A 26,487-nucleotide genomic window follows, 5' to 3' on the forward strand; every position below is an offset into this window, starting at 1 on the left:
GGTGGGGGAACGGGCCCGGAGTCCGCGGAAGGAGGGTCAGCTGGCCGGGGCCGCCGCCCGCGCCTCCTGCACCCGTCGCCTGACCGGCGCGTAGTGCTCGGCGATGGCACGGGTGAACGCGTCGGCATCGCCGGCGCGTGCGGCGTCGACGATCCTGCGGTGGTTGGCCACGGTCTCGGCCTCGTCCTTGCTGGTGATCACGCCGAGATGCGGCACGACGATGGTGTACACATCCCAGAACGCGAGCGACAGCTGCCCTATCAGCTCGTTGCCGAGCGGCTCGACCAGCAGGGCGTGGAAGGCCCGGTCGGCCTCGACGAAGCCCGTACCGTCGCCGCTTCCCGAGCGCTCCATGTCGTCCACGAGGCGGTAGAGGGTGCGCAGGTGGTCGCTGTCCAGGGAGGTGAGGATGCGCTCGGCCATCCCGCGCTCGAACAGCTCGCGTACGTCCACCAGATCCGACATGACCTTGAAGTCGTCGTCGCGGCTGAGCAGTCCGCGGAAGGTGAGCCCCTCCACCAGCGCGGAAAGGGTGAGCCTGCCGACGTAGGTGCCGTGGCCGTGCCGTACCTCGACGATGTCCAGCGCGTCGAGGGTCTTGACCGCCTCGCGCACGCTCGACCGGCTCGCGCCGAGGGTGGCGCTCAGTTCGCTCTCGGTGGGCAGCGGGTCTCCCGGGCGGAGCTTGTTCTCCAGGATGTACCGCTTGATTCCCTCGCTGACCTCCTGTCTCAGCAGGGAACGCCCCTGACGTCCTTCCAGGATGTGTCGGCTCTCCACCCCTTGACCCCTCTCCTTGTCCCAGCTACGTTCACACGTTACCAGCCATCAGACATCAGACATCGGACAAGTTCTTGTCCGGTGCCGTCGCTGTTTCGTTCCCCCGCACCAGGAGGACCCCCGTGTCTCAGAGGACACCTGCCAGAGCCGACCGCCGCAGTTTTCTGCGCCTCGCCGGGGCGGTGGGTGCGGCCGCCGCGTTCACGGGCACCCTCGCCGCCTGCGGCGGCCCTGCCTCCACCCGGGGGGCGGGGCCCTCCACGGGCGGCAAGGGCGGGAGCGGCACGATCGAAGCGGGCAGGTGCCGGTCCTGGCCGGAGTCATCGAGACCACCACCAACAAGGTCATCGAGTGCGCCCGCGCCGCGGCCCGACAGGGCGCCGACGCTCTGGTCGCCACCGCCCCGTTCTACACCCGCGCCCACGCCACCGAGACCGACCGGCACTTCCGGCTGATCGCCGCCGCCGTCGACCTGCCGCTCTTCGCGTACGACATCCCGGTCTGCGTCCACAGCAAACTGGACCGCTCGCTCGTCATGTCGCTGGCCATCGACGGGGTGCTGGCAGGCGTCAAGGACTCCAGCGGCGACGACGTGTCCTTCCGCCGGCTGGCCATCGAGCTGCGGGCGGTGCCCGGCTTCGCCCTGCTGACCGGGCACGAGGTCGTCGTCGACGCGATGCTGCTCGGCGGCGCCGACGGCTGCGTCCCCGGCCTCGGCAACGTCGATCCGCACGGCTACCGGCGGCTGCAGGACGCGGCCGACCGGGGCGACTGGGCCGCTGCCAGGACCGAACAGGACAGGCTGGCCGAGCTGTTCGACATCGTTTCCGTCGCCGACCCCGCCGACTCGTCCGGTACGGCGGCGGGGATCGGCGCGTTCAAGACCGCGCTCCGGGCGCGCGGCGTCATCGCCAACAACACCGTGAGCCCGCCCATGCGGCACCTGAACGAGCAGGAGGCCAGGGCCATCACCGGGATCCTGGACCGGGCAGGCCTGATGTGAGACCGGCCCGGACACCGCGTTCCGGACACGCGATCCGGACACCGTGCTGACGTCTTACGGCGACCGGACCGGCGCAGCATGATGGATCCATGAGCGATCACGACGAGACCGCGGGCAGCCGGAGCACTTTCGACGAGGAGGCACGACAGGTCCTCGCGACGGGCGCACGCGAGGAGAAGCTGCGCCGCCGTTATCCGGTCGAATCGACGTCCTTCGAGCGGACCCGGATGGCGCCGTACACCGCGTACGCGGCGATGGTCCTCGAAGGCGCGGGCTGGCGCCAGATGTTCCCGGCCCAGCCGAGCGAGGACGAGGCGCGGCTCGATCTGGCCGCGGTCCTGCGGGGTACCACCGAGCACCCGCAGGTGGCGGCGGTCCGCTACGCGCAGGCGGCGGACGCCGTCGAGAACGGGGCGGACCAGGTCGTCCTCGGCGAGCGCGTGTACCGCATCGTGCGCGTCGAGCAGACCGTCGTCATGACGGAGTACGGACCCGAGCCGCCCCAGGGGACGGACTGCCCCTTCCCGGAGGAGTTCGACGACCGGGAGTCGGAACACTGAACTGCCCGGGAACCTCCGACTGCCCGGACGGTCAGGCCAGTTCGGCGAGGGTGTTCCAGAACATCGACTCGTAGCTCTGCAGCAGCCGCCCGTGATGGCGGGCGGCTGCCGTGTCGAGACCACCGTCGAGCCCGGCCTGCACGGCGGCCGCCGCCTGCTCTTCGAGGCCGGGTGCGGGCTCGCCGAAGAAGTCGAAGAATCCGCAGGCCTCGTCGTCGAAGCCGTAGTGGGTGCGCAGTCCCTCCGCGATCGTGGCGCAGTAGCCACCCCAGGCGGCGAAGTTCGCGGTGAGGGCGAGGGCCACCTCCGCCGGCGCACCGGTGAGGGCCAGCCTGGCCACGTACGAGGGGTAGGCCTGGCACCCGGCCGTCGGCTCGTACGACGCCACGTCGGCGCCGTCGAGCCCGCACGCGGCGATCAGCGCTTCGAGCCGCTCGGCCGCGGTGTTCTCCCCGCCCGCGAGGGTGGCGAAGAATACGGCACAGGCGTCCTCCCGGCGAGCGGCCGACCGCTCGGCCAGATACGCGAAGGAACTCCGGTCGCTGGCGATGACGTGCCGCTGCTCCAGTGCGAGCGCCGACAGCGCGCCGAGGTCCGCCGTGCCCGCGGCGATCAGCGGGACGAGCCGGTTGTCCCCGGTGTCCGGTGCCAGCTCGGCCGTGGTGCTCCTGAGTACGCCGAGCGCTGTACGGTCCATTCCCGTGTCCCTTCGTCATGGGTGTGCGGCACCCGCCCAGAGTGTGTGCGGCACCTGTGGTGCGCACCCCGGACGGCGGTGCCATACTCGGACATGTTCACTCGAACGGCTGTCCCTGTCCGAAAGGACGACGCGCCATGACCTGGGCTTCGTGGACCACCAGCGGAATCTTCGCGGGACCGGGCGGAGTCCGTACGGAAGAGGTCGGTGTGCTGACCGGCGACCTGACGGTACACACCACGTGGTGGGAGGACCAAGTGTCCTTCGCCGTGCAGTACAGCGGGTCGTCGGACTGGTTCACCCTGGTCGGCAGCCCCGTGCCCTGCGGTTCGGAGCGTGCCAGCCGCGAACTCCACCAGATCGTCGTCGAGGCGGTCCGCGCCGGCGGCGGAGCCACGGCGCAGACCGTCCAGCACAACGCGGGGCCCTGGGATCAGCAGTAGGGGTAATGCCCGGTCCGGGCCGCCGCGACCTGCATGAAGAGCCCGAAGAGCCGGAAGAGCTCCGGCGCGGTCCCGCTGGTGACGACGGTGCGGGAGTCCTTCAGGGTCACTCCGGGGACCGCCTCCAGCTGAGCCGCGACCGAAGAGGACTGCCAGCGGACCGCCAGAGTCAGCGACCCGTCCGCGACCGTCGGCCGGCCACCCGCGGCGGCGCGGCGCAGACCGGCGGCCGCCCCTCCCTCGATGGCTGCCCGTGCCTCTGCGGCGGGCCGGAGCCGGGCGGCGAACCGGTCCCTGGCGTACTTGACGGGCACGGTGGCGACCCCGGAGTCCCAGCCGTTCATCTCCTCGCACGCCACGTCGTCACCGGAGAGCATCGCCACCGGAACGCCCAGCGCGGCCGCGGTGGCATGGGCGAAACCGATCTCACCCACCGGCCGGTCATCGAGCCACATGTCCTCGATCTCGTGGCCGAAGAAGCTGTGGCTCAGCACGCCGAGGGCTCCCGCGCGGGCGTGGAAACCTATGCAGAGCATCGCGTCGAATCCGCCGTCCAGACCTTCCAGCATCCCCATCCGCTTGGGTTTGCCGCGCACCAGCGATGCCCCGGGATGCAGACGGTCGGCGAGCAGGTTCCGCATGGAACCGTGCGCGTCGTTGACGAGGACCCGTGTGGCTCCGGCGGTGAGTGCGCCACGTACCGCGGCGTTCACGTCCTCGGTCATCATCGTGCGTCCGTGCTCGTAGTCCCTGCCCTGTGGCTGTACGTCATCGGCGTCGACCAGCCCGGTCACGCCCTCCATGTCGGCGCTGATGTAGACCTGCATGGGTCCGCCTCCCGCTGTGACTGTGCCCCGCCGTGACCGGCGCGGTGGTGACCCCCACTCTGCCCTCCGGACGCCACCCGCACGGCGAACAGCGGGGAATGCGCCCGGCGTCTGCGGGGCCCCGGGCGCGCTGGGGTGCCCGGATCGCCCGCGCCGTGCACGCGGCGACGCTGCTGGCCTGCCTGCCGCCGGACGCGGCCCGGGACCGGCCCGCGGCTGTCAGCCCCGCGAACCCGCCGCATCCGTCGTGTCCACCGTGTCGGCCGGCTGTGCGTCGGCCGGCTGCGGGACGGGCGACGCGGCTGTGACCGCGGTTCCCCGCCGGAGCCGGCGTGCCAGCGGCTCCGTCCAGCGGGCGGTCAGCGGGCCCACGATGACCAGGATCAGGACGTACGCCGTAGCCAGCGGGCCGATGCGCGGCTCGACGCCGACCGCCAGACCCGCGATGACGATGGAGAACTCACCACGTGCCACCAGCGTGCCCCCGGCCCGCCAGCGTCCCGCGGATCTGATCCCGGCCCGGCGGGCCGCGTACCAGCCCGTGGCGATCTTCGTCAGGACCGTCACGATCGCGAGCAGCAGCGCGGGAAAGAGGACGGGCGGAATGTCCGCGGGGTTGGTGCTCAGCCCGAAGAAGACGAAGAAGACGGCGGCGAAGAGATCCCGCAGCGGAGTCAGCAGGTTGTGCGCGCCCTCGGCGACCTCACCGGAGAGCGCGATACCGACCAGGAACGCACCGACCGCCGCGGAGACCTGGAGCTGCTGCGCGATCCCGGCCACGAACAGAGTCAGCCCGAGGACCACGAGCAGCAGCATCTCGGGGTTGTCGGACGAGACCGCCCGGCTGATGAACCGGCCGTGGCGCAGCGCCACATAGAGGACCGCGCCGACCGTGCCGAGCGAGATCAGCAGGGTGAGGCTGCCCCCGGCCAGGCTCAGTCCGGCGAGCAGTGCGGTGAGCAGCGGCAGATAGACGGCCATCGCCAGGTCTTCGATGACCAGCACGCCGAGGACGACCGGCGTCTCCCGGTTGCCGAGGCGGCCCAGATCCCCCAGCACCTTGGCGATCACTCCCGATGAGGAGATCCAGGTGACACCGGCCAGCGCGACGGCGGCGACCGGGCCCCAGCCGAGGATGAGCGCGGCGACGGCGCCCGGGGTCGCGTTCAGCACGAAGTCGACGATTCCGGAGGGGTACTGCGTCTTGAGGTTCGTGACGAGTTCGGAAGCGCTGTATTCGAGCCCCAGCAGGAGCAGCAGCAGGATGACGCCGATCTCGGCGCCGGTGGCGGTGAACTCCTCGCTCGCGTCGAGCGGTACGAGGCCGCCGTGGCCGAAGGCGAGTCCGGCCAGCAGATACAGCGGGATGGGGGAGAAGCCGATGCGGCCGGCGAAGCGGCCAAGAAGGCCCAGGGCAAGGATGACCGCCCCGAGTTCGATGAGCAGCGCGGACATGTCATGCACAGGCGTCTATCCTCCGGTGATCAGTTCCGCGACGGCGTCCACGCCTTCACGGGTGCCGACGACAACGAGGATGTCGCCACTGGCGAAGCGGAAGTCCGGGGTGGGAGAAGGGAATGCGGTGGTCCGCCGCAGGACCGCGACGATGGAGGCGCCGGTCCGGGTGCGCGCCTGAGTGGCGCCGAGGACGCGCCCCGCGTACGGGGACCTCTTGGTGATCGGGATGCGTTCGCTCACCAGGCCGATCTCCAGATGCTCGGACAGCTGGGCCACCGGCGCCGGTGTGAGAAGCCGGGACAGCGCGGCCGCTTCGTGCGAGGCCAGCGGTGTCGAACTGCGGCAGCTGTCGTCGTCCTCGGGGTCGTGGAAGGCGAGGATGCGCCGGCCGTCCTGATGTGCCACGACCGAAATGTGCGCTCCGGCATCGGTGTTGAGGTCGTACCTGGTTCCGACTCCGGGCAGGCCGGTCTTCCGGACGCGGGCGGCGGGTTCCATAGAAGGCTCCATACGGGCATTCAGGGGCGGTGTGCGGGCACGGGCTGCCGCAGGCGCGGCACGAAACGCGGTCGGTCTCCGCGGATCCGGTCCGGAGGGCAGCCGATGGCTCTGCTCATACTCTAGCGCAGGTCAAGTAATGGTAAATAGTTCGGTATTTATGTCCCGATTGATGGCTATTGGTGGTTAATTATCCAGTCGGCGGTGCCGTCGTGAGCACTGCGCGTTCGGCGGACCCGGCCCGGGTCCGCCGGTGAAGGTGTGGTGCCGGGCCCACAGGTGTTGCTGGCATGATCGGGGCCATGGCTGAACGCGTTATCGCCGCGTGTGACGGGGCGTCGAAAGGAAATCCGGGACCTGCCGCATGGGCCTGGGTCATCGCCGACGGTACGGGGGCACCCGTCCGCTGGGAGGCCGGTCCGCTGGGTACCGCGACGAACAATGTCGCCGAACTGACCGCTCTGGAGAGCCTGCTGGCCGCCGTGGACCCCGGCGTCGAGATGGAGATCCGGATGGACTCCCAGTACGCGATGAAGGCGGTCACGACCTGGCTGCCGGGCTGGAAGCGCAAGGGCTGGAAGACGTCGTCCGGCAAGCCGGTCGCGAACCAGGAACTCGTGGTGCGGATCGATGAGCTGCTCACCGGCCGTACCGTCGAGTTCCGCTACGTCCCCGCGCACCAGGTCAACGGTGATCCGCTCAATGACTTCGCCGACCGGGCCGCCAGCCAGGCCGCGATCGTGCAGCAGGCCGCGGGCAGCCACCTCGGCTCCCCGCAGCCGCCCGCCGCGCCCGACGCCGTTCGTACCGGCGCCCCGCCCCGCCGTTCCTCCGGGGGCGCCACGAAGGCCGGACCGTCGGCGAAGCGCACCTCGTCGCGGACGCTGAACGCGAAGTTCCCGGGCCGCTGCCGCTGCGGCCGCTCCTATGCGACGGGCGAGCCCATCGCCAAGAACGCGGACGGCTGGGGCCACCCCGACTGCCGCACCGCGGACGCCGCCGGGGCGTAGGGCCTTCCGTCCGGATCGGGCCGGGTCAGCCGGCGGGTGAGTACGAGTAGACCGTCGTGGACACGACGCAGGCGCCCGGCGGGACGACCTCCGCGCGCAGGGTGGACGACTTCGGGTCGTAGTCGACGCCCTCGGACTCGAAGGTGCCGGAGCAGATACTGCGCCGGGGGAGCTGGAGCAGCGTGGTCACCCGGCCGGTGACCGCACCGCCGTCCAGGGCGTGCGGGAGGTCGACCTGCAACAGGTCCTTGGCCTCGTCGTCGGAGACACACACCAGCCGGGTGTCCGATACGAAGTCGCAGCCCTGGATGTCGCTCACCGTGCGGTCCAGCGAGATCTGGCCGGCCTGCGGGAGCGCCCCGCCCGTGGGCGGAGTGGCCGGATTGAGCAGCGGTGCCGGGAAGACCTGGAGGCGGTCCTGGTCCCCCCACTCGCCGGAGACCATCCACTGTGTGTCGGGAGAGACCGCGGCGAAGGAGTTGTTGAGCTTCTCGCCCGGATCGAGCTGGTGGACGTACTCGTACCGCTTCCCGTCGGCGGTCGTCACCGCGTACATCTTCGATGTCGCGTCGTTCCCGCCCTGGTAGGCGTCGAAGACATCGCCGCCGGCGATGTCCGGATCGCCGACGTGGTTCCAGCCCTTGGCGCGGAGGTCCAGCGGCACCGATGCGAGTCCCCGGAAGAGCAGTGAGCCGTCCGCCCGGCTGGCGATGCCCTCGCCACCGGTCAGGGAGCCGGTGTAGGAGGTGCCCGACTCGGTCCAGCCGCCGGGGGAGGCGGTCGCGCTGGGCAGGAACGCGACGGAGAGCGCTATCGCACCCGTCATCACGGCGGCAACGCGGAGCGTCTTGAGGGGCACTGATCCTCCGTCGGTTCGGCAGCGGGAGCCGCAGCGTAGACCGGATGCCCGTACGCCCGCACCACTTCCGCGCGGCGGCTCTGCGCCGGTGGCCGGAATGCGCCGTAGCCGCGCGCCCAGCGGCCGCTACTCGGCGGGTTCGGCGGTCCAGGTGATCAGCGGCGGCCGCACCGAGCCGCAGAGCGGTTGCCCCTGGCCGTCCGTGAGCCGCAGCCGGGCGGTCAGACGGCCGGACCGTACGGCCGCGTCGAGCACTTCGGGGCTGACGGCGTCCAGCATCAGTTTGGCGCGGCGGAACATGGTGGCGGTGCCGCCCTCGTCCGCGGTGGTCCAGGACAGGTAGATGAAGCGTCCGCCGAAGCGGTTCTGGATGTACGGACCGGTGACCACCGTGCCGTCGGGTCCCGGGGCCGTCGTGCACTCCAGTGTCCACCGGGCCGACGGCAGGTCTCCCGCGTGCGGGGCGGCCACCTCCTGGGGCCGGTCCCTGGCCTGGACACCGACGTGGATGTCGACGGCGTCGGCGAAGGCGGAACTGGTGCGGCCGGGGAGGCCGGAGGCTTCGATACGGATCTGCATGCGGCCATTGTCCAGGGCCGCCGCGTACGGCAGATCGGCACACGCTCGTTCCCTGTTCTTCACACGCCGGACCGGGGGCCGTGGCAGTGTCCTGTGAACCGTACATGACACCAATCACGTGCTAACGCGCGGCAGTTGGAGAGGACACCCCCCACATGTCCCGTATCGCAGCGACGAGATGGATCACCGCCGCGGCCCTCGCGGCGGCCGCCGCGCTGAGCGCGGCGCCCCCCGCGCCCGCAGCCGCCCGCCCGGCCTCCCATCCGGCGGCGACCGCCGCCAGGGTGCTGGACGACGCGTATTACGCGGACGCCGAGGGCAAGTCCGGTGCGGCGCTCAAGAGCGCGCTCCACACGATCATCAGCAAGCAGTCGACGGTCAGCTACGCCCAGGTCTGGGACGCCCTGACCGTCACCGACCAGGACCCGGCCAATTCCTCCGACGTGATCGAGCTGTACACGGGGAAGTCCGTGCCCAAGTCGAGCAGCGGCGGCGGTACCGGGGACTGGAACCGCGAGCATGTGTGGGCCAAGTCGCACGGCGACTTCGGCACGGCCACCGGCCCGGGCACCGACCTCCATCACCTGCGGCCCTCGGACGTCGCGGTGAACGGCGTCCGGGGGAACAAGGACTTCGACAACGGGGGCACCGCGGTCGCCGGAGCCCCGGGCAATTACACCGACTCGGACTCCTTCGAGCCGCGCGACGCGGTCAAGGGGGACGTCGCCCGCATGATCCTCTACATGGCCGTGCGGTACGACGGCGGTGACGGATTCCCCGACCTGGAGCCGAACGACAAGGTCGACAACGGGTCGGCCCCGGCCATCGGCCGGATCAGCGTGCTCACGCAGTGGAGCGACGAGGACCCGCCCGACGCCTTCGAGGAACACCGCAACGATGTGATCTACAGCGACTACCAGCACAACCGCAATCCGTTCATCGACCACCCCGAGTGGGTCGACTCGATCTGGTAGACGCGAGCGGTGCGGACAGCAGGGGTGGGGCCGGCCTCCGGAGGCCGGCCCCACCCCTGCTGTCCGCACCGTTCCGGGGGAGTGCCGGGGCTCAGGGACTCTCGCCGTCGCCGCTCGGCTTGGAGGTGTGGGCGATGCACTCGACGTCGATCTGGTCGGCGAGTTTCGCCAGTTCGATGGTGAGGGCGGCGACGGTGTCCTCGTCGGCGTTCGACGCGTCGTCGCGCACCGCCTGGAGCCAGCCCGCGCCGAGCGTCCGCAGCATGTGGCTCACATCGGCGGCTGCCACATGCAGCACGCCCTGCTCGTCGGGGACCAGGGCCAGCATGACGTCACGGTTCAAGTCTCTCCGCCTCCAGTGTCTGCGGAATGCTCCGCGATGCGACTCTAATGACACCTTGCGCCCTCACGCGGGACATGAGGTCCATGCCCTCCGCGAGCGCAGGCGATGCACGAGGTATCCGTGTCCGTGTCCGAGGGGTCGTGTGCCCGCTCACGGCCGGAACCACTCCGACGGCACGGTATGTGGAGCCGGAGCGGTCCGGTCCGGTCCTCACCGCCGCTCGGCGCGGCGGTGCCGGATGACGGCGATGTCGACGGCGGACACGGCGGTGAAGAGAGCGCAGACGCCGGCGAGAACCACCAGGACGGCTGTGCCCGGGGCTCCCGACGGGCGCGCGGAAACCGCCCACAGGGCGAGGAGCGCCGTTCCCGCGGCGAACAGCGGCAGGGCGACGACGGAGAGCGCCAGACGGGCGCCCAGTGCGCTGTACGCGGTCAGCGGTTCGGTACCGGTCCTGTCCCGTCCGGGGCCGGGGAACCCCGAACGGGCGTGCGGGACGGGTCGGCCGTGGTGTGCGGCCGGCACGGCACGGTGGGACATGAGGAACCCCTTCCCGGCTGCGGCCACCGGGAACGCGGGCGGCCGCGTGCCTGATCACGCGGATCCTGCACCACCCAGTGTGCTCCGCCCGCGCGGCTCCGGGCCGGTCCCGGACGAACCCCCTCGACCGGGCAGGGCCTGGCGGACGCGTCCCACCGCTGCGTAGATCCCGCTGCCTTCCGCCTCAGGGGCGGCCGTGTCCTTGAACCACTCGGGCGCGGTGACCAGCAGCGTCTCCACCAGGCCGCCGACGATGCCGTACGGATCCTGGTCGTCGGGAACGAAGTGCATCAGGGCGATCAGGGAGAGGGCGATCGGCCGGTCGACGTCCAGGAACTTCCTGGCGTGGTCGATGATCGCCTGTGGCTCCCGTACATCCGCCTGGATGTAGTCGGTCGCGCCTTCCCCGGTGCTGACCAGCAGGGCTTCCGCGTGCCGCAGGACGATGGGGTCGTAGTCCGTGTGGACGAGCCGGGTCGTCCCGGCGCCCTCGCCAACGGCTTCGCCGCCGCTTTTCGGGGTGCCGCGGTCCTCGCCACGGCCGGCGGGGCTGCCTCGCTCCTCACCCCGGGCGCCGGCACGCCGGGAGCAGCCGAATCCGGGGGACCTGAGGGGGCTGAGGGCGCGGTGGAGCAGGAGCAGCCCGAGGCCGCCCGGCGGGCCTCGTCCCGCCCTCCGGCCGGGCGGTCCGCGGGACGCGCATGGCTCCGTCCGGCGGGCCGCCGGACCTGTGGCCTGGGGGTCCGGGGTGGACGTGACAGGATGTCTCCATGTCTACCAACGTTTTCTTCGACATCACCATTCAGGGCGAGGCCGCGGGAAGGATCGTCTTCGAGCTCTTCGACGACGTCGTTCCCAAGACCGCGCGGAACTTCCGCGAGCTCGCCACCGGCGAGCACGGCTTCGGCTACGAGGGCTCCGGCTTCCACCGCGTCATCCCGCAGTTCATGCTCCAGGGCGGTGACTTCACCCGCGGCGACGGTACCGGCGGCAAGAGCATCTACGGCGAGAAGTTCGCCGACGAGAACTTCACACTGAAGCACGAGCGGCCGTACCTGCTGTCGATGGCCAACGCCGGCGCGAACACCAACGGCTCGCAGTTCTTCGTCACCACGGTGGAGACCCCGTGGCTGGACGGCAAGCACGTCGTCTTCGGCCAGGTCGTCGAGGGCCAGGACCTCGTGAAGAAGATCGAGTCGCTCGGCTCCCGCTCCGGCGGCACCAGCGCGACGATCACCATCGCGGCCTCCGGGGTCGTCGAGAAGTAACCCCCCGGGGGTTCCTTCCGAAATAGTCGGGGCCCCTTCGGGAGCTCCCGGGTACGGACCGGAGAGGTCCGGGTGCCTCTGCAACCGCCGCCATCGCGAGCGGTCGCGGAAGCCCCGGACCTCGGTCGTACTTCCCGAGGGTTCACCCACCCGGCGCGGCCAGTACCCGGGCCCGGCAGGCGGACGGTGAGCCCCAGGCCGAGCGCAGGGCGCGGGCCTTGCGGATCCACAGCGACAGGTCGTACTCGGCCGTGTAACCGATGGCGCCGTGCAGTTGCAGCGCGGTGCGGGCCGCCGCGTACGACGCCTCGCCCGCCGCCACCTTCGCGGCCGCGACCTCGGCCCCCGCGTCCGGCGACCTGCCCGCCAGGGCCACCGCCGCGCCGTGGACCAGCGGACGCGCGAACTCCAGCCCGATCAGCGCGTCCGCCAGCCGGTGCTTCACGGCCTGGAAAGCGCCGATGGTGGTGGAGAACTGGGTGCGCTGCTTCGCGTAGGTGACAGTCCGCTCGACCAGTGCCAGGCCGACTCCCAGCGTCTGGGCCGCAGTGGTGAACGCCGCCCAGTCGGCCGCTGTGCCGGCCGCCCCGCCGACGTCCGCGCCCGATGCGAGCGGGGCGCCTCCGGCGATGTGCGGGGCGGCGAGCCGCCGGGCCGGATCGATCGACGGCTGGACGGAACCGTGCCCGGACGCCGTACGCAGCTCCGCCGCCGTCTGTCCGTTGCCGGCCTGCTCCCCGCCCGTCACCACGAAGGTGACGTCGGCCGTGTCCATGTCCAGGGCGTACGGGCCGCCGGCCGGCAGGGCCAGCGATGCCATGGCCCGTCCCGACGCGAGCCGCGGAAGCCACCGGTCCGCGGCTGCCGTGTCCGGGCACCCCGCGGGACCGCCGAGCAGAACACCCGCCGCCACGGTCTCCACCAGCGGCCCCGGTACGGCGTGCCGCCCCAGCTCGATGAACGCCACGGCGAGTTCGACGGGCAGCAGGCCCAAGCCGTCGTACTCCTGCGGTACGGCAAGGGCGAAGACCCCCGCGTCGGCGAGCCGCTTCCACAGCGCCCGGCCGGGGCCGGTGTCGCCCGCACCCCAGGCCCGTACCGCCGCCGGGGTGTCGGCCGAGGTGAGCATCCGGTCCAGGGTGCGGCCGAACTCGGCCTGTTCGTCGTCCAGCAGGAATTTCATGACCGGCGTCCCTTCGGCAGGCCCAGCAGCCGCTCGGCGATGATGTCGCGCTGGATCTCGTTGGTCCCCGCGTAGATGGGGCCCGCCAGCGAGAAGGTGTAGCCGTCGGCCCAACTGCCGTCCGCGGGCGCGTCCGTTGCCTCGTCCGAGAGCTCACCGCGCGGGCCGAGCAGGTCGAGCGCCGTCTCGTGCAGGCTGATGTCCAGCTCCGACCAGAAGACCTTGTTCAGACTGGACTCGGCACCGATCGAGCCGCCGGCCGCGATCCGCGAGGCGTTGGCGTAAGTGAAGAGCTGATAGGCGCGCGAGCGGATCACGGCGTCGGCGACCCGGTCGCGCAGCGCGGTGTCGCCCGGGTCGGCCCCGGCGCGCCACAGTCCGGTGAGCCGTCCGGCCGCCGCGGTGAAGCGTCCCGGGCTGCGCAGGGTCAGACCGCGTTCGTTGCCCGCGGTGCTCATCGCGACCTGCCAGCCGCGGTGCGGCTCGCCGATGACGTCGGCGTCGGGCACGAAGACGTCGTCGAGGAAGAGCTCGGCGAAGGCCGGCTTGCCGTCGAGGCGTCCGACGGGCCGTACGGTCACGCCGTCGGCGTCGAGCGGGAACATCAGATACGTGAGCCCGCGGTGCGGCCGGTCCGCGTCCGGGTCGCTGCGGAAGAGCCCGAAGGCGCGGTCCGCGAAGGCGGCCCGCGACGACCAGGCCTTCTGGCCGTTGAGCAGCCAGCCGCCGGCCGTCCGGGTCGCGGTGGAGCGCAGCGAGGCCAGGTCCGAACCCGACTCGGGTTCGGACCAGGCCTGCGCCCAGATCACCTCACCGCTCGCCATGGCGGGCAGGATCCGGCCGCACTGCTCGGGGCTGCCGTGCTCGAAGAGGGTGGGGGCGAGGAGGTTGATGCCGTTCTGGCTGACGCGGCCGGGTGCGCCCGCCGCGAAGTACTCCTCCTCGAAGATCAGCCACTGCAGGATCGAGGCGTCCCGGCCGCCGTGCCGGGAGGGCCAGGAGACGACCGACCACCGGTCGTCCGACAGGGCGCGCTCCCAGGCGCGGTGCGCCGCGAAGCCCTCGGCGGTCTCCAGGGAGGGCAGGGGAGAGGCGGGGACGTGCGCGGCGAGCCAGTCGCGCGCCTCGGCACGGAAGGCGTCCTCGGCGGCGGTGAAGTCGAGATCCATCAGCGTCCTGCCTCCTTCATCGCACCGATGTCCATACCGCCGAGCGGGTCCGCCGCCGTCTCGGCGTTGTGTGCGTGGGCGAGATGGTGGAGGCCGAACACCGAGTCGAGACCGGTGTGCAGGCCCTGCAGATCCTCGGCCTGGTTGACCGCGCGCTTGGTCAGGGCCAGCCCCATCCGGGGCATCCCGGCGATGCGGGCGGCGAGTTCACGCGTACGGTCGGCGAGCTCGGCGGCGGGCACGACCCGGTTGACCATGCCGACCTCGTAGGCGCGCCGGGCGCTCATCCGGTCACCGGTGAAGAGGAACTCCTTGGCGATCCGCGGGGGCATCACCCAGGGGTGGGCGAAGTACTCGACACCGGGGATCCCCATCCGCACGACCGGGTCCGCGAAGAAGGCGTCGTCGGAGGCGACGATGAGGTCGCAGATCCAGGCGAGCATCAGCCCGCCCGCCACACACGCGCCCTGCACGGAGGCGATCAGCGGTTTCGGCAGCTCGCGCCAGCGCCGGCACATGCCGAGATAGACCTCGGACTCCCGGGCGAAACGGCTTTCGGCGCCCGTCTTGTCCGAGTGGTCCCACCACAGCCCGGCGGTGCGGTCGAAGGGGAGATGCGCGTCGCGCTCCGGGGTTCCGATGTCGTGCCCCGCGGAGAAGTGCTGGCCGGCGCCCGCCAGGACAACGGCCTTGACCTCGCTGTCGTCCGCCGCGCGGTAGAAGGCGCGGTCGAGCGCGTAGGTCATCGCGGAGTTCTGGGCGTTGCGGTAGTCCGGGCGGTTCATGGTGACCAGGGCTACGGGGCCCTGCCGCTCGTAGCGCACCACGGGCTCTTCGTGGTCGGCGGTCATCGGCGGCTCCTTCGCTGGCGGGCATTCTTCCCTAACAAGTGTTTGGTAGGTTAACCTACGGCCATGAGCAGCGTCGAGGAATCCGGCACCGGGACCGCCCGGCGGCGGACCGCATCGCGAGGTGGACATCCGTGAACAAGCCCCCGCAGTACCTTCCCGGGCACCAGCTGCTCGCAGGCCGTACCGCAGTGATCACCGCGGCCGCGGGCGCGGGGATCGGCGGCGCCACCGCACGCCGGTTCCTGGAGGAGGACGCCCGCGTCGTCCTCGGCGACAGCCACGCCCGCCGTCTGGACGAGTCCGTCCGGGCACTGGCGGAGGAGTTCGGGGCGGACCGGGTCGCCGGCGCCGCCTGCGACGTGACCGACGAGGAACAGGTCGGCGCCCTCTTCGACCTGGCGGAGGAACGGCACGGCCGGCTCGACCTGGTGGTCAACAACGCGGGGCTCGGCGGGACCGCCGAGCTGACCGAGATGACCGACTCCCAGTGGGACAAGGTCATCGACGTCACGCTGAACGGGACCTTCCGGTGCACCCGCGCCGCACTGCGCCGGATGAAGGCGGCCGGCGGCGGAGGGGTCGTCGTCAACAACGCCTCCGTCGTCGGCTGGCGCGCCCAGCGCGGACAGGCCCACTACGCCGCCGCGAAAGCCGGCGTGATGGCGCTCACCCGCTGCGCCGCCGTGGAGGCCGCCGAGTACGGCGTACGCGTCAATGCCGTCTCGCCCAGTCTGGCCATGCACCCGCACCTGGTGAAGGTCACCACCCCCGAACTGCTCGAACAGCTCACCGAGGCCGAGGCCTTCGGCCGGTACGCCGAGCCGTGGGAGATCGCCAACGTCATCGTCTTCCTGGCCAGCGGCTACTCCTCGTACATGACCGGCGAGACCGTGTCGGTCAGCAGCCAGCACGCGTGAGCGGGGAACGACAATGGTTCTGTGCCTACAGCCAAGAACGTGCCCACCGCCAAGAACGTGCCTGCCGGCAAGACCGCTGCCAAGGAGAAGACCGCGATGAGTCCCTCGCCCGCGCGGCGCAGGGAGCTGCTCGCCACCGCCGCCGAGGTCTTCGCGGCCCAGGGCTACAACGCCACCACGGTGCGGAAGATCGCCGACGAGGCCGGGATCCTGGCCGGCAGCCTCTACTACCACTTCGACTCCAAGGAGTCGATGCTCGATGAAATCCTGAGCACCTTCCTGGACGAGCTGTGGGCCCGCTACGACTCCGTACTCGCCTCCGGCCTCGGCCCCAGGGAGACCATCGAAGCCCTTGTCACCGAGTCCTTCCGGGAGATCGACCGGCACCGTGCCGCAGTCGCCATCTACCAGAAGGAGTCCAAGTACCTCTCCGTGCAACCGCGCTTCGGCTACCTCGCCGACTCGCAGGAGAAGTACGAGAAGGCCTGGCTCGGAACGCTCGAACGCGGCGTCTCCGAAGGGGCCTTCCGCGGCGACCTCGACGTCCGCCTCACCTACCGCTTCGTGCGCGACACCGTCTGGGTCGCCGCGAGCTGGTACCGGCCCGGCGGACAGCACAGCCCGGAGGAGATCGCCCGCCAGTACCTCGCGATGGTGCTGGAAGGCATCGCGTCCGGGCCGCACCAGGAAACGTAGACCGACCGCCGATTGCCGGACGGTCGGAACCCCAGCAGGTTCCCCATGGAGGAGCAGTCATGGCCGAGGCCTACATCGTCGAAGCGGTACGCACCCCGGTCGGGCGGCGCAAGGGCGGGCTCAGCACCGTCCACCCGGCCGACCTCGGCGCGCACGTGCTCCGGGCGCTCGTGGAGCGCTCCGGTATCGACCCGTCCGCCGTCGAGGACGTCGTTCTCGGCTGCCTGGACACCGTCGGCCCGCAGGCCGGGGACATCGCCCGGACGAGCTGGCTGGCCGCCGGGCTCCCCGAGGAGGTGCCCGGTGTGACCGTCGACCGGCAGTGCGGCTCCTCCCAGCAGGCCGTGCACTTCGCCGCCCAGGGGGTGCTCTCCGGCACCCAGGACCTCGTCGTCGCGGGCGGCACCCAGAACATGTCGATGATCCCCATCGCCTTCGCCAGCCGGCAGGCCGCCGAGCCGCTGGGGCTGACCGAAGGGCCGTACGCCGGGTCGGAGGGGTGGCGGGCGCGCTACGGCGACCTGCCCGTCAACCAGTTCCACGGCGCCGAACTGATAGCCGAGAAGTGGGGCATCTCCCGCACCGACATGGAGGAGTTCGCGCTCCGCTCGCACCAGCGCGCGCTCCGGGCCATCGACGAAGGGCGCTTCGCGCGCGAGACCGTCGCCTACGGGGACGTCACCACCGACGAGGGGCCGCGCCGGGACACCTCGCTGGAGAAGATGGCCGGACTGAAGCCGGTTGTCGAAGGCGGACGGCTCACCGCCGGTGTCTCGTCCCAGGTCTCCGACGGGGCGTCCGCCATGCTGCTCGCATCCGAACGGGCCGTACGCGAGCACGGGCTGACGCCCCGGGCCCGGATCCACCACCTCTCGGTACGCGGCGAGGACCCCATCCGGATGCTGTCCGCGCCCATCCCGGCGACGGCGTACGCGCTGAAGAAGGCGGGCATGTCCATCGACGACATCGACCTGGTCGAGATCAACGAGGCGTTCGCCCCGGTGGTGCTGGCCTGGCTGAAGGAGACCGGCGCCGATCCGGAGAAGGTCAACGTCAACGGCGGTGCCATCGCGCTGGGCCACCCGCTCGGGGCGACCGGCACCAAGCTGATGACGACGCTCCTGCACGAACTGGAGCGCACCGGCGGGCGCTACGGGCTCCAGACCATGTGCGAGGGCGGCGGTCAGGCCAACGTCACCATCATCGAGCGCCTCTGACGTGCCCCTCATGTGCCCCTCATGCGATGGCCGTGCCGTTCCCGACACTCCCAGGTGCCGGGAACGGCACGGCCATCGCATGAACCCCGGTGTTCTCAGCCGGTCCCGGCGGCCGCCGCTTCCAGCGCGGCCAGCGACCGCAGTGTCCCGTGGGCCTCGGACATGATCCGGGCGACGAGCTCCGCGCAGGACGGCAGATCATCGATCAGACCGGCGACCTGACCCGACGCCATCACCCCCAGATCGGGGCGGCCGTCCACCATCGACGCCTTGAGCATCATCGGCGTGTTGGCGGCCAGCAGCACCTGACTCCAGGTCAGGTCCTTGCCGTGCTTCATGGCCAGGCCGTCGCGGACCATCTCCGCCCAGCCCAGACCGGAGTGCGCCTTGAAACCGGCGGCGTGCCGCAGTGCCCGCAGGAGCGCCGCGGGCCGTCCCGCGCGTTCCAGCGAGGCGACCAGGGGGGTACGGAGCATCCGGTGCGGCAGCCCGTCGACCTTGGTGGTCACGGTGATGTCCTTGACGCCTGCCGCGAGATACTCCGCCTTCACCGCGTCCGGCACCGTGCTGTCCGACGTGAGCAGGAACCGGGTGCCCATCGCGACACCCGCGGCGCCCTGGGCGAGCGCGGCCACCAGACCCCGCCCGTCACGGAAACCCCCTGCCGCGACGACGGGGATGTCCACCGCGTCGACGACCTGCGGAAGCAGCACGGTGGTGGCGACCTCACCGGTGTGCCCGCCGCCCTCGCCGCCCTGCACGATGACCGCGTCGGCGCCCCACGCCGCCACCTTCTCGGCGTGCCGGCGCGCGCCGATGGACGGGATCACGACGACGCCCGCGTCCTTCAGCCTGCCGATCAGGGCCTCGGAGGGGGCGAGCGCGAAGGAGGCCACCCGCACGCCCTCCGCGATGATGATGTCCACCCGGTCGCCCGCGTCGCCCGCGTCGGCGCGGAGATTGACGCCGAAGGGCCGGTCCGTACGGGACTTGACCTCGTGTACCGCCGAGCGGAGCTGCTCCAGCGTCATGGTCGCGGAGGCCAGGATGCCCAGCGCGCCCGCGTTGGCCGAGGCCGACACCAGACGGGGGCCCGCCACCCAGCCCATGCCGGTCTGCACGATCGGATGGCGCACGCCGACCAGCTCGGTGAGCGGGGTGGACAGGGTGGCGGCCCGGCCCGTCCCGGCGCCGGTCACGTCCGCACCTCGCGGTCGCGCAGCCCCGAGGGGTCGATGACCGTACGGATCAGGCGGAGTTCCTCCGCGCTCGGCTCACGGGTGCGGGGCACGTCGTCGGCGACGGTGAGCGGGAACCCGGTGGCCTCGCGCACCTGTGCCACGCTCACCCCGGGATGCAGCGAGCGTACGCGGAGTGTCCGGTCCGGTGTCTCGAAGTCCAGCACGGCCAGATCGGTGACGACCCGGCGGAGCTGGTGGAAACGGGTGGCCGAAGGCCCCGCGGCGGCGGCCCGGTCGTGGCCGACGCCGCTGACCATGTCGACCTTCTCGACGAACACCCGGGTCGAGTGGCGCGGCACCCAGTAACTCGTCGGGTTGTTGATGGTGTTGACCGGGGCGCCGCGCACACCCAGCAGCTGCCTGGCGGGCTGCTTCCAGTCGCCGATGCAGCTGATGTTCTGGTTGCCGTGCCGGTCGAGCTGGCTGGCGCCCATCATCACGTGCCGCTTGCCGCCGGTGACCATGGACAGGTGCCGCCGGTAGGGCAGCCAGCCCTCGACGACCTCCGGCGCCGCGCCGAGGGCGGGGACATCGCCGATGACCATGGCCTCGCCGTCGGTGAGCAGCAGGTCGGGGGAGAAGGTCAGCCGGGCGAGCCGGGCACCGGCCGAGGGCACGGTGCCCATCGGGCTGGCCAGGATCTCGCCGTCCCCCCGCCAGGCCTCCGCGCAGGCGATGACGCAGTACTCGGCGCGGGTGACATCGCTCCGCTCATCGGCGGTGGCGTCCTGTGTGCTCATGCGCCCTCCTCGGCGAACGCCGCGACCGCGGCCTGATAGGTGTCCTCGTCGCCGGACAGGAAGCGTGCGGTGAACTCCCGCCAGGCGTCGGGGTCCGCAGCGGCCTTGGCGTACGCCGCCTGGAACGGTTCGTCGCGTCCGTAGTCGGGCACACAGGACGTGAAGTGCGCACCGTTCGGGGTCTCGACGACCCCGGTCACCGACTGCCGCCCGACCAGCAGGGTCTGCGGTGCCTCCGCACCGGCGAACTCCGTGCTCGGCACGATGCGTTCACAGGAGACATACGCCTCGGTCGCCGCGTCGCAGAAGAGGTCGTCGAAGTACGGGTCGGGGCCCAGGTACTGGCCGTTGCCCCGCGCGTCGGCCCGGTTGAGGTGGACGAGCGCGACGTCCATCCGCAGCGCCGGCACGGCCACCAGCTCCTCGCCGTCCGGGTAGGGCGAAGTGACCGTACGCAGCTCCGGGTTGACCCGCATCACGTCCGAACCCAGACCGGCCCGTACCGGCAGGAACGGCAGCCGGTGGGTGGCGGCGGTCAGCCCCCACATGAACATCGACTCGTCCAGTTCGGTCAGCTCGAAGTCACCGCGCTGGCGCGCCGCCCGGAAGTGCGGTTCCAGCGGGATCGAGTCGAGCGTGGCGAAGGCGGCCACCAGCTTGCGGATCTTCCCGGCGGCGGCCAGCAGGCCCACGTCGGGTCCGCCGTACGAGATGACGGTCAGGTCGGTGACGTCCGACCGCAGCAGGGCCCGGACGAGCGCCATGGGCTTGCGCCGGGAGCCCCAGCCGCCGATCCCGATCGTCATGCCGCTGCGCAGCCGGCCGGCGACCTCGTCCGGCGTCATGATCTTTCCGGCCTGTCCGGTCTTTCCGGTCCGCCCGGTCTCTCCGCGGGTGTCGCTGCTCACGACTTCTCCTTGCTTCCGAAGGTGTTACGGACCCGGTCGGCGACGCCGAGCAGATTGGCCTCGAAGGTGAAGCCCTGCTCGAAGCGGTAGCTGCGGCGGACGTCTACCGGGTCGATCCCGTTGATGGCCGCCTTCGCGAGGCGGATCAGAGTGCCGTCCTTGGCGGCGATCTCCGCAGCCAGCCGCACCGCCGCGTCCAGCAGCTCCGCACGCGGGACGATCTCCCACACCGAGCCGTGGTGGTGCAGCTCCTGGGCGGTGGCGGTGCGCGAGGTGTAGTACAGGGTGCGCATCAGGTGCTGGGGGACCAGGCGGGCGAGGTGCGTCGCGGCGCCGAGCGCGCCCCGGTCCAGCTCGGGGAGGCCGAACGTCGCGTCGTCGCTCGCCACGACGGCGTCCGCGTTGCCCACCAGTCCGATGCCGCCGCCCAGGCAGAAGCCCGCCACGGCCGCGACCACCGGGACCTCGCACTCGTACACCGCGGCGAACGCCTCGGCGCAGCCTTTGTTGGCGCCGACCAGAGCCTCATGGCCTTCGGTGCGCTGCATTTCCTTGATGTCGACTCCGGCGTTGAAACCGCGCCCGGCCGCGGTGAGCACCACGCAGCGCACAGCCGGGTCGGCGCCCGCGGTGCGTACGGCCGCGGCCAGGTCGTACCAGCCCTGCACGGGCAGCGCATTGACCGGGGGGAAGTCGACGGTGACCACGGTGACGCCGCTGAGGGGGCTTGAGGTGGAGACACCCATGAGCAGATCAGCTACCTTTCCACCAAACATTTGTTAGGTGAGAAGGTAGCAGTGGTTCGCGTACCGCGGGAGGGGGCGCCCGGCGTCCTTGCCCGCGCGGCAGCCGACGAAGCCGGAAGCGAAGAGGAGAAGTGGGATGACGTCACAGAACGCGGAAGGCACGACGGACGGAGCGGCCGGGGACGGCGGTGGCATGTGCGCGGGGCGCGTGGCCGTCGTCACCGGGGCGGGCCGGGGTCTGGGCCGCGCCCATGCGCGCGCCCTGGCGGCCGAGGGTGCCCGGGTCGTCGTCAATGACCTGGGGGTCGGGCTCGACGGCGCGGGCGGTTCGGCGGGCCCCGCGCAGGAGGTCGTGGACGAGATCGTCGCGGCCGGCGGCGAAGCGGTCGCCCACGGCGGCGACATCGCCACCACGGACGGTGCGGCCTCCCTGGTCGCCACCGCACTGGATGCCTTCGGCCGGCTGGACATCCTGGTCAACAACGCCGGGTTCCTGCGGGACAGGATGCTCGTCAATCTCGACGAGGACAGCTGGGACGCCGTCATGCGGGTCCACCTCAAGGGGCACTTCCTGGCCCTCAAGCACGCCGGGGCGCACTGGCGCGCGGAGGCCAAGGCGGGGCGGACGCCACAGGCCCGTGTGATCAACACCAGCTCGGGTGCCGGACTCCTCGGCAGCGTGGGGCAGGGCAACTACGCGGCGGCCAAGGCCGGGATCCTCGGGCTCACCCTGGTCGCCGCGGCGGAACTGGGCCGCTACGGCGTCCAGGTCAACGCCATCGCCCCCGCCGCCCGCACCCGGATGACCGAGACGGTCTTCGCCGACGCCATGGCCGCGTCCGTGGACGGCGGCTTCGACGCGATGGCCCCGGAGAACGTCTCGCCGCTGGTGGTCTGGCTGGCCTCCGGGGCGTCCGGCGGAGTCACCGGCCGGGTCTTCGAGGCGGAAGCCGGGCGGATCACGGTCATGGAGGGATGGCGGCCGGGACCGGCCGCCGACAAGGGGGCGCGCTGGACGCCGGCCGAGGCGGGCGAGGCGGCGCTGCGGCTGCTCGCCGCGGCGGAGCAGCCGCAGCCGGTGTACGGCGCGCAGTGAAGGCCGTCGTGCGGGCGCCGCTGGCCGGCGCCCGCACGACGGGCGGTACGGCGCCGGCGGACACCCCGCCCGGAGCCGGCCGGCGTCCCGCCGCGGGGGAGTGGAGTCCGGGCCCCGCCGGTCCGCCGAGGCCCCCCCGGCCGTTCCCGGCGCTGTCAGCCGCGGTGCTGTCGGCCGGTGGCGGCCATGTCGGCGGAGCGGGCCGCGAGGTAGCGGCCCGGGACGTCACCGCCCCCGTGGACCGCGAGATCGGCGCCGTTCACGTACGACGCCTGACGGCCCGCCAGATACAGGCAGGCGTCGGCCACGTCGGACGGCACCGCCATCCGCCCCATGGGAATGGTCCGCGCCACCGCCGCGCCTCCGTCGCTGCCGTAGACGGCCGCGGCGTTCTCGGTGCGGATCAGCCCGGTGGTGATGTGGTTGACGCGGACCAGCGGCGCCCACTCCAGCGCCAGGGCGCGGGTCAGGCCGAGCAGTCCGGCCTTGGCGGCCGAGTAGGCGGCGGTGCCGGGCTGCGGGTCGTGGCCCGAGACGCTGCCGATGTTCACGATCGAGCCGCCCTGTTCCTGCGTCCGCATGACGCGGTTGGCCGCCTGGGCCGTGTAGAAGGGGGCGAGCAGATTGAGTGCGACGATCCGCTCGACGAACCGCGGTGAGACGGTGGCGGCGTCCGAGTCGGGCGAGCCCCCCGCGTTGTTGACGAGCGTGTCCAGCCGGCCGAACCGGGCTGCCGCGTGCTCGATGAGGCCGGCCGCCGCCTCGGGGTCGCGTACGTCCGCCGCGCGGAAGGCCGCGGTGCGTCCCTCCGCGACCGGCAGGGAATCCGGTTCGCCGCGGCCGCAGACGAGGACTTCGGCTCCCGCGCCGAGGAACGCCTCGGCGATCGCGTATCCGATGCCCTTGGTGCCGCCCGTGACGACGACCGCCCGTCCAGTGAAGTCCGCCGGGTTGCTGATGGTCATTGCCGCCTCCGTGCCGTCCGGGCCCGGCTGCGCTGTGGACGGCCGGGAGCTGGTGCGACATCAACCTACCAAGCGTTAGGTAGGTGAACTAGAGTGCTTGGATTCCGAGAATTCCGACGGACGAGGGGTCTCCATGACGCAGGACGAGCCGGCCCGCACCGTTCCCGGCGCGCTGGCCGCCACGGCCCGGAGCCACCCGGACACCGAGGCGCTCATCGACGGCGCGACCCGGCTGACGTACGCCGAACTGGCCCTGCGGGTGCGGCGCGCCACCGCCGCGGTGATGGCCTCGGGTGTCGTACCCGGTGACCGGGTGGCCGTCTGGGCCCCCAACGGGCACCGCTGGGTGGTGGCCGCGCTCGGCGCCCTCGGCGCGGGAGCCGTACTGGTGCCGGTCAACACCCGCTACAAGGGCGAGGAGGCGGGCTGGCTGCTGGCCAGGAGCGGGGCCAGGACCCTGTTCGTGGACAACGGCTTCCTGGGCCACGACTACCTCGGCTACCTCGGCGGACTGCCCGGCGGCGCGGGGAGCGGGCCGGGAGACGGCACTCCGGCTGCTGCCCCCGCCCGCGTCTCTGCCTCCTGTGAGGACGGCGGACCCGGCACCGCCGTACCGGGCAGGGGGCCGGTCCCCGCGCTGCCCGGTCTGCTCGATGTGGTGCTCATCGGGGGCGGCACGGCCCACGGGGCGCGCACCTGGGAGGAGTTCCTGGCCGCGGGCGGGCAGGTGTCCGACGCGGCAGCCGACGCCCGGGCCGCCGCGGTCGGCCCGGAGGACGCCTGCGACATGTTCTTCACCTCGGGCACCACCGGCAGACCCAAGGGCGCACTGACGGCGCACGGTCAGAACATCCGCGCCTTCGAGGCCTGGAGCGAGCGGGCCGGGCTGAGCCACGACGACCGGTATCTCATCGTCAACCCCCTCTTCCACACCTTCGGATACAAGGCCGGGGTCCTCGCCTGTCTGCGCCGGGCGGCCACGATGGTCCTCCAGCCGGTCTTCGACGTACGGGAGACGCTGCGGCTGGTGAGTGCGGAGAAGGTGACCGTACTGCCCGGTCCGCCCGCCATCTACACGTCGATCCTCGAACACCCGGACCGCCACGCCTACGACACCTCGTCGCTGCGCCTGGCCGTCACCGGCGCTTCCGTCGTGCCCGTCGCACTGGTCGAGCGGATGCGGGAGGAACTGAAGCTGACCGTACTCACCGCGTACGGGCTCACCGAGTCGTGCGGCATGGTCTCCATGTGCACCGCCGACGACGACGCGCGGACCGTCGCCGCCACATCCGGCCGGGCAGTCGACGGTGTGGACCTCTCCGTCGTGGACGCAGCGGGCAACCGGCTGGGACCCGGTGAGGACGGCGAGATCGTGGTGGGTGGATACAACGTGATGCGCGGGTACTTCGAGGACCCCGCCGCGACCGCCGGGGCGATCGACGCCCGGGGCCGCCTGCACACCGGCGACGTCGGGCGCCTCGACACGAACGGCAATCTCACCGTCACCGGCAGGCTGAAGGACATGTTCCTGGTCGGCGGCTTCAACGTGTACCCGGCCGAGGTCGAGCAACTCCTCGCGCGGCACCGGCAGATCTCCGAGGCGGCGGTCGTCGGGATACCGGATCCGAGGCTGGGCGAAGTGGGCCGGGCCTACGTCACACCCCGGCCCGGCGAGCGCCCGGAGCCCGCGGAGGTGATCGCCTTCTGCCGGGAGCGGCTGGCGAACTTCAAGGTGCCGCGTGAGGTCGTGGTGCTCGACCGGCTCCCGCGCAACGCCATGGGGAAAGTCCTCAAGTCGGACCTGGACAGGAGCTGACTACGATGCGCACCGCCGAGGGACACACGCCGCCCGGGGAGTCCGCCGCCGTACCCCTGCCCGTACCCCTCCGTGGAGCCGCGGCGTGAGCGCGCCGCCGCGCCCCCGGGCGGGTGACTGGCGCGGGTGTGAACTGGGGGAGCGCACCGTCACCTACGACGAGCGCGACGCGATCCTCTACGCCCTCGCGGTCGGCGCCGAGGCCACCGATCTGGACCTGGTCTTCGAGGAACGGCTGCGGGTGCTGCCCACCTTCGCGCTCACCCTCGCCCAGTGGGCGCCCGACGCACTCGGCTCGCTGGGCGCCTTCGACATCCGTACCGCGGTCCACGGAGCCCAGCGGTTCCAGGTGACGTCCCCGCTGCCCCGCTCGGGGAAGCTGTCCATGCGGGCGTACGTGGGCGAGGTGTGGGACAAGGGATCGGCCGCGGTGTTCGAGGTCGTGGTGGTCAGCGACTGCTCCATCGCCACCTGGTCGCTCTTCGCCCCGGGACGCGGGGGTTTCGGCGGCGAACGCGGCCCGGCGGCACCGTCCGCCCCGGCCGGACCGCCCGGCCACGCGGCCGAGGTGGCGACCGCCCCGAATCAGGCGGCGCTCTACCGGCTGCTCGGCGACCGCCACGCCATGCACATCGACCCGGACGCCGCACGGGCGGCCGGACAGCCGGGACCGTTCCTGCACGGACTGTGCTCGATGGCGGCTGCGACGCTGCCCCTGGCGCGGGCGGCGGGCGCTCATCCGGCCGATCTGGTGCGGCTCGAAGGCCGGTTCGCCGCTCCGGTCTTCCCTGGCGACCGCCTCACGGCGCGGGCCTGGGACCGCACCGGACCGCAACCGCCCCCGACCGGCGGCGCGCACGCGGCGCCCACCGTGGAACTGCGCTTCGAACTCCTCGGCGGCGGCCGCCCGGTGGTGTCCGGCGGACGGGCCGGGTTCAGCGTCTGACCGCTGTCGGCGGGGCTATTCAGGGCACGGTGAGTGAACCGGATCACTTTCTGTTGATGTTCAGGCATAGGTAAAGGCCAATCGGGGAGGTGACCAGACCGCTGGTGTGAACCAGTGGCTTCAGTTCAGTGAGGAAAGGCAGAACACACGTGTCGGC

At 71.8% G+C, this 26,487-nt stretch carries 28 protein-coding genes and 2 pseudogenes; 12 read left to right on the plus strand and 18 right to left on the minus strand.

Going from position 1 to position 26,487, the window contains the following annotated elements; translation table 11 throughout:
• Window positions 1-36 precede the first annotated feature (36 nt).
• The gene (locus OG285_RS34795) at window positions 37-780 is read right to left on the minus strand and encodes a FadR/GntR family transcriptional regulator (protein WP_371793319.1); all 744 of its coding nucleotides are present in this window, start codon (window positions 778-780) and stop codon (window positions 37-39) included.
• A gap of 295 nt (window positions 781-1,075) precedes the next feature.
• Between OG285_RS34795 and OG285_RS34800 the strand changes: the two are divergent.
• Window positions 1,076-1,783 (plus strand): annotated as a pseudogene (locus OG285_RS34800) (dihydrodipicolinate synthase family protein); the annotation flags it as partial.
• A gap of 89 nt (window positions 1,784-1,872) precedes the next feature.
• Window positions 1,873-2,343 carry a DUF5954 family protein gene (locus OG285_RS34805; RefSeq protein ID WP_356832101.1) on the plus strand — a complete coding sequence of 157 codons (471 nt, stop codon included), beginning with the start codon at window positions 1,873-1,875 and terminating at the stop codon, window positions 2,341-2,343.
• 31 nt (window positions 2,344-2,374) lie between these two features.
• On the opposite strand, the gene OG285_RS34810 is transcribed toward OG285_RS34805, so the two are convergent.
• A complete protein-coding gene (locus tag OG285_RS34810; protein ID WP_371793320.1) occupies window positions 2,375-3,040 on the minus strand; it encodes a transcriptional regulator in 666 nt (221 codons plus the stop codon).
• A gap of 137 nt (window positions 3,041-3,177) precedes the next feature.
• Between OG285_RS34810 and OG285_RS34815 the strand changes: the two genes are divergently transcribed.
• The gene (locus OG285_RS34815; RefSeq protein ID WP_356832105.1) at window positions 3,178-3,483 is read left to right on the plus strand and encodes a hypothetical protein; all 306 of its coding nucleotides are present in this window, start codon (window positions 3,178-3,180) and stop codon (window positions 3,481-3,483) included.
• Here OG285_RS34815 and OG285_RS34820 read toward each other — a convergent pair.
• From OG285_RS34820 to OG285_RS34830, 3 genes are all read right to left on the minus strand, one after another.
• The gene (locus OG285_RS34820) at window positions 3,474-4,310 is read right to left on the minus strand and encodes a M55 family metallopeptidase (protein WP_371793321.1); all 837 of its coding nucleotides are present in this window, start codon (window positions 4,308-4,310) and stop codon (window positions 3,474-3,476) included. The two genes, OG285_RS34815 and OG285_RS34820, sit on opposite strands and share 10 nt — an antisense overlap.
• 219 nt (window positions 4,311-4,529) lie before the next feature.
• Entirely contained in the window at window positions 4,530-5,765 is a 1,236-nt protein-coding gene (locus OG285_RS34825) for a cation:proton antiporter (RefSeq protein ID WP_371793680.1), read from the minus strand.
• A 15-nt stretch (window positions 5,766-5,780) separates the two neighbouring features.
• Window positions 5,781-6,266 (minus strand): TrkA C-terminal domain-containing protein, encoded by a 486-nt coding sequence (locus OG285_RS34830; protein WP_356832111.1) that lies wholly within the window; start codon window positions 6,264-6,266, stop codon window positions 5,781-5,783.
• A 290-nt stretch (window positions 6,267-6,556) separates the two neighbouring features.
• Between OG285_RS34830 and OG285_RS34835 the strand changes: the two genes are divergently transcribed.
• On the plus strand, window positions 6,557-7,276 hold the full coding sequence (locus tag OG285_RS34835; protein ID WP_371793322.1) for a ribonuclease H: 720 nt from the start codon (window positions 6,557-6,559) through the stop codon (window positions 7,274-7,276).
• A 25-nt stretch (window positions 7,277-7,301) separates the two neighbouring features.
• On the opposite strand, the gene OG285_RS34840 is transcribed toward OG285_RS34835, so the two are convergent.
• On the minus strand, window positions 7,302-8,102 hold the full coding sequence (locus OG285_RS34840) for a hypothetical protein (RefSeq protein WP_356832139.1): 801 nt from the start codon (window positions 8,100-8,102) through the stop codon (window positions 7,302-7,304).
• 159 nt (window positions 8,103-8,261) lie between these two features.
• Window positions 8,262-8,714, minus strand: a complete 453-nt coding sequence (locus OG285_RS34845; RefSeq protein WP_356832115.1) for a DUF5990 family protein — start codon at window positions 8,712-8,714, stop codon at window positions 8,262-8,264.
• A 155-nt stretch (window positions 8,715-8,869) separates the two neighbouring features.
• Here OG285_RS34845 and OG285_RS34850 point away from each other — a divergent pair, with 155 nt between their 5' ends.
• The gene (locus OG285_RS34850; RefSeq protein WP_356832117.1) at window positions 8,870-9,688 is read left to right on the plus strand and encodes an endonuclease; all 819 of its coding nucleotides are present in this window, start codon (window positions 8,870-8,872) and stop codon (window positions 9,686-9,688) included.
• Between the two features lie 91 nt (window positions 9,689-9,779).
• Here OG285_RS34850 and OG285_RS34855 read toward each other — a convergent pair whose 3' ends face one another.
• From OG285_RS34855 to OG285_RS34865, 3 genes and pseudogenes are all read right to left on the minus strand, one after another.
• A complete protein-coding gene (locus tag OG285_RS34855; RefSeq protein WP_356837151.1) occupies window positions 9,780-10,031 on the minus strand; it encodes a DUF6213 family protein in 252 nt (83 codons plus the stop codon).
• 210 nt (window positions 10,032-10,241) lie between these two features.
• Window positions 10,242-10,571: a hypothetical protein gene (locus OG285_RS34860; protein WP_356837149.1), complete on the minus strand. Its 330-nt coding sequence runs from the start codon at window positions 10,569-10,571 to the stop codon at window positions 10,242-10,244.
• A 54-nt stretch (window positions 10,572-10,625) separates the two neighbouring features.
• Window positions 10,626-11,051: pseudogene (locus OG285_RS34865) on the minus strand (SAM-dependent methyltransferase); the annotation flags it as partial.
• A 290-nt stretch (window positions 11,052-11,341) separates the two neighbouring features.
• Here OG285_RS34865 and OG285_RS34870 point away from each other — a divergent pair.
• Complete coding sequence (locus tag OG285_RS34870) at window positions 11,342-11,839, plus strand: peptidylprolyl isomerase (RefSeq protein WP_356837147.1); 498 nt, start codon at window positions 11,342-11,344, stop codon at window positions 11,837-11,839.
• Window positions 11,840-11,981: 142 nt separating this feature from the next.
• Here OG285_RS34870 and OG285_RS34875 read toward each other — a convergent pair whose 3' ends face one another.
• The 3 genes from OG285_RS34875 to OG285_RS34885 are packed head-to-tail and all read right to left on the minus strand — an operon-like array spanning window position 11,982 to window position 15,042.
• Window positions 11,982-13,022, minus strand: a complete 1,041-nt coding sequence (locus OG285_RS34875; protein WP_371793323.1) for an acyl-CoA dehydrogenase family protein — start codon at window positions 13,020-13,022, stop codon at window positions 11,982-11,984.
• On the minus strand, window positions 13,019-14,191 hold the full coding sequence (locus OG285_RS34880) for an acyl-CoA dehydrogenase family protein (protein WP_371793324.1): 1,173 nt from the start codon (window positions 14,189-14,191) through the stop codon (window positions 13,019-13,021). The genes OG285_RS34875 and OG285_RS34880 overlap by 4 nt, the downstream gene beginning before the upstream one ends.
• Complete coding sequence (locus tag OG285_RS34885) at window positions 14,191-15,042, minus strand: enoyl-CoA hydratase (protein WP_371793325.1); 852 nt, start codon at window positions 15,040-15,042, stop codon at window positions 14,191-14,193. The genes OG285_RS34880 and OG285_RS34885 overlap by 1 nt, the downstream gene beginning before the upstream one ends.
• 131 nt (window positions 15,043-15,173) lie before the next feature.
• On the opposite strand from OG285_RS34885, the gene OG285_RS34890 reads away from it, so the two are divergent.
• The 3 genes from OG285_RS34890 to OG285_RS34900 all read left to right on the plus strand — a co-directional run bounded on the left by OG285_RS34890 (window position 15,174) and on the right by OG285_RS34900 (window position 17,872).
• Window positions 15,174-15,959: an SDR family oxidoreductase gene (locus tag OG285_RS34890; protein ID WP_356837139.1), complete on the plus strand. Its 786-nt coding sequence runs from the start codon at window positions 15,174-15,176 to the stop codon at window positions 15,957-15,959.
• 96 nt (window positions 15,960-16,055) lie between these two features.
• Complete coding sequence (locus OG285_RS34895; protein ID WP_356837153.1) at window positions 16,056-16,655, plus strand: TetR/AcrR family transcriptional regulator; 600 nt, start codon at window positions 16,056-16,058, stop codon at window positions 16,653-16,655.
• A gap of 59 nt (window positions 16,656-16,714) precedes the next feature.
• Window positions 16,715-17,872 (plus strand): acetyl-CoA C-acetyltransferase, encoded by a 1,158-nt coding sequence (locus OG285_RS34900; RefSeq protein ID WP_371793326.1) that lies wholly within the window; start codon window positions 16,715-16,717, stop codon window positions 17,870-17,872.
• A 95-nt stretch (window positions 17,873-17,967) separates the two neighbouring features.
• On the opposite strand, the gene OG285_RS34905 is transcribed toward OG285_RS34900, so the two are convergent.
• Genes OG285_RS34905 through OG285_RS34920 form a run of 4 tightly spaced genes read right to left on the minus strand, consistent with a single transcriptional unit; the run spans window position 17,968 to window position 21,507 of the window.
• Complete coding sequence (locus OG285_RS34905) at window positions 17,968-19,038, minus strand: nitronate monooxygenase (protein WP_356834628.1); 1,071 nt, start codon at window positions 19,036-19,038, stop codon at window positions 17,968-17,970.
• Window positions 19,039-19,067: 29 nt separating this feature from the next.
• Entirely contained in the window at window positions 19,068-19,853 is a 786-nt protein-coding gene (locus OG285_RS34910) for a CoA-transferase (RefSeq protein ID WP_356834449.1), read from the minus strand.
• Entirely contained in the window at window positions 19,850-20,698 is an 849-nt protein-coding gene (locus OG285_RS34915) for a CoA-transferase (protein ID WP_356834630.1), read from the minus strand. The genes OG285_RS34910 and OG285_RS34915 overlap by 4 nt, the downstream gene beginning before the upstream one ends.
• A gap of 59 nt (window positions 20,699-20,757) precedes the next feature.
• The gene (locus OG285_RS34920; protein WP_356834451.1) at window positions 20,758-21,507 is read right to left on the minus strand and encodes an enoyl-CoA hydratase family protein; all 750 of its coding nucleotides are present in this window, start codon (window positions 21,505-21,507) and stop codon (window positions 20,758-20,760) included.
• A gap of 136 nt (window positions 21,508-21,643) precedes the next feature.
• On the opposite strand from OG285_RS34920, the gene OG285_RS34925 reads away from it, so the two are divergent.
• On the plus strand, window positions 21,644-22,603 hold the full coding sequence (locus OG285_RS34925) for an SDR family oxidoreductase (protein ID WP_371793327.1): 960 nt from the start codon (window positions 21,644-21,646) through the stop codon (window positions 22,601-22,603).
• 155 nt (window positions 22,604-22,758) lie between these two features.
• On the opposite strand, the gene OG285_RS34930 is transcribed toward OG285_RS34925, so the two are convergent.
• On the minus strand, window positions 22,759-23,568 hold the full coding sequence (locus OG285_RS34930) for an SDR family oxidoreductase (protein WP_371793328.1): 810 nt from the start codon (window positions 23,566-23,568) through the stop codon (window positions 22,759-22,761).
• Between the two features lie 133 nt (window positions 23,569-23,701).
• Between OG285_RS34930 and OG285_RS34935 the strand changes: the two genes are divergently transcribed.
• Both OG285_RS34935 and OG285_RS34940 read left to right on the plus strand, forming a co-directional pair.
• On the plus strand, window positions 23,702-25,384 hold the full coding sequence (locus tag OG285_RS34935; protein ID WP_356834457.1) for an AMP-binding protein: 1,683 nt from the start codon (window positions 23,702-23,704) through the stop codon (window positions 25,382-25,384).
• Window positions 25,385-25,469: 85 nt separating this feature from the next.
• Complete coding sequence (locus OG285_RS34940; RefSeq protein ID WP_371793329.1) at window positions 25,470-26,330, plus strand: MaoC/PaaZ C-terminal domain-containing protein; 861 nt, start codon at window positions 25,470-25,472, stop codon at window positions 26,328-26,330.
• Window positions 26,331-26,487 lie beyond the last annotated feature (157 nt).

Origin of the sequence: Streptomyces sp. NBC_01471, assembly GCF_041438865.1 — a bacterium.
Classification (GTDB): domain Bacteria; phylum Actinomycetota; class Actinomycetes; order Streptomycetales; family Streptomycetaceae; genus Streptomyces.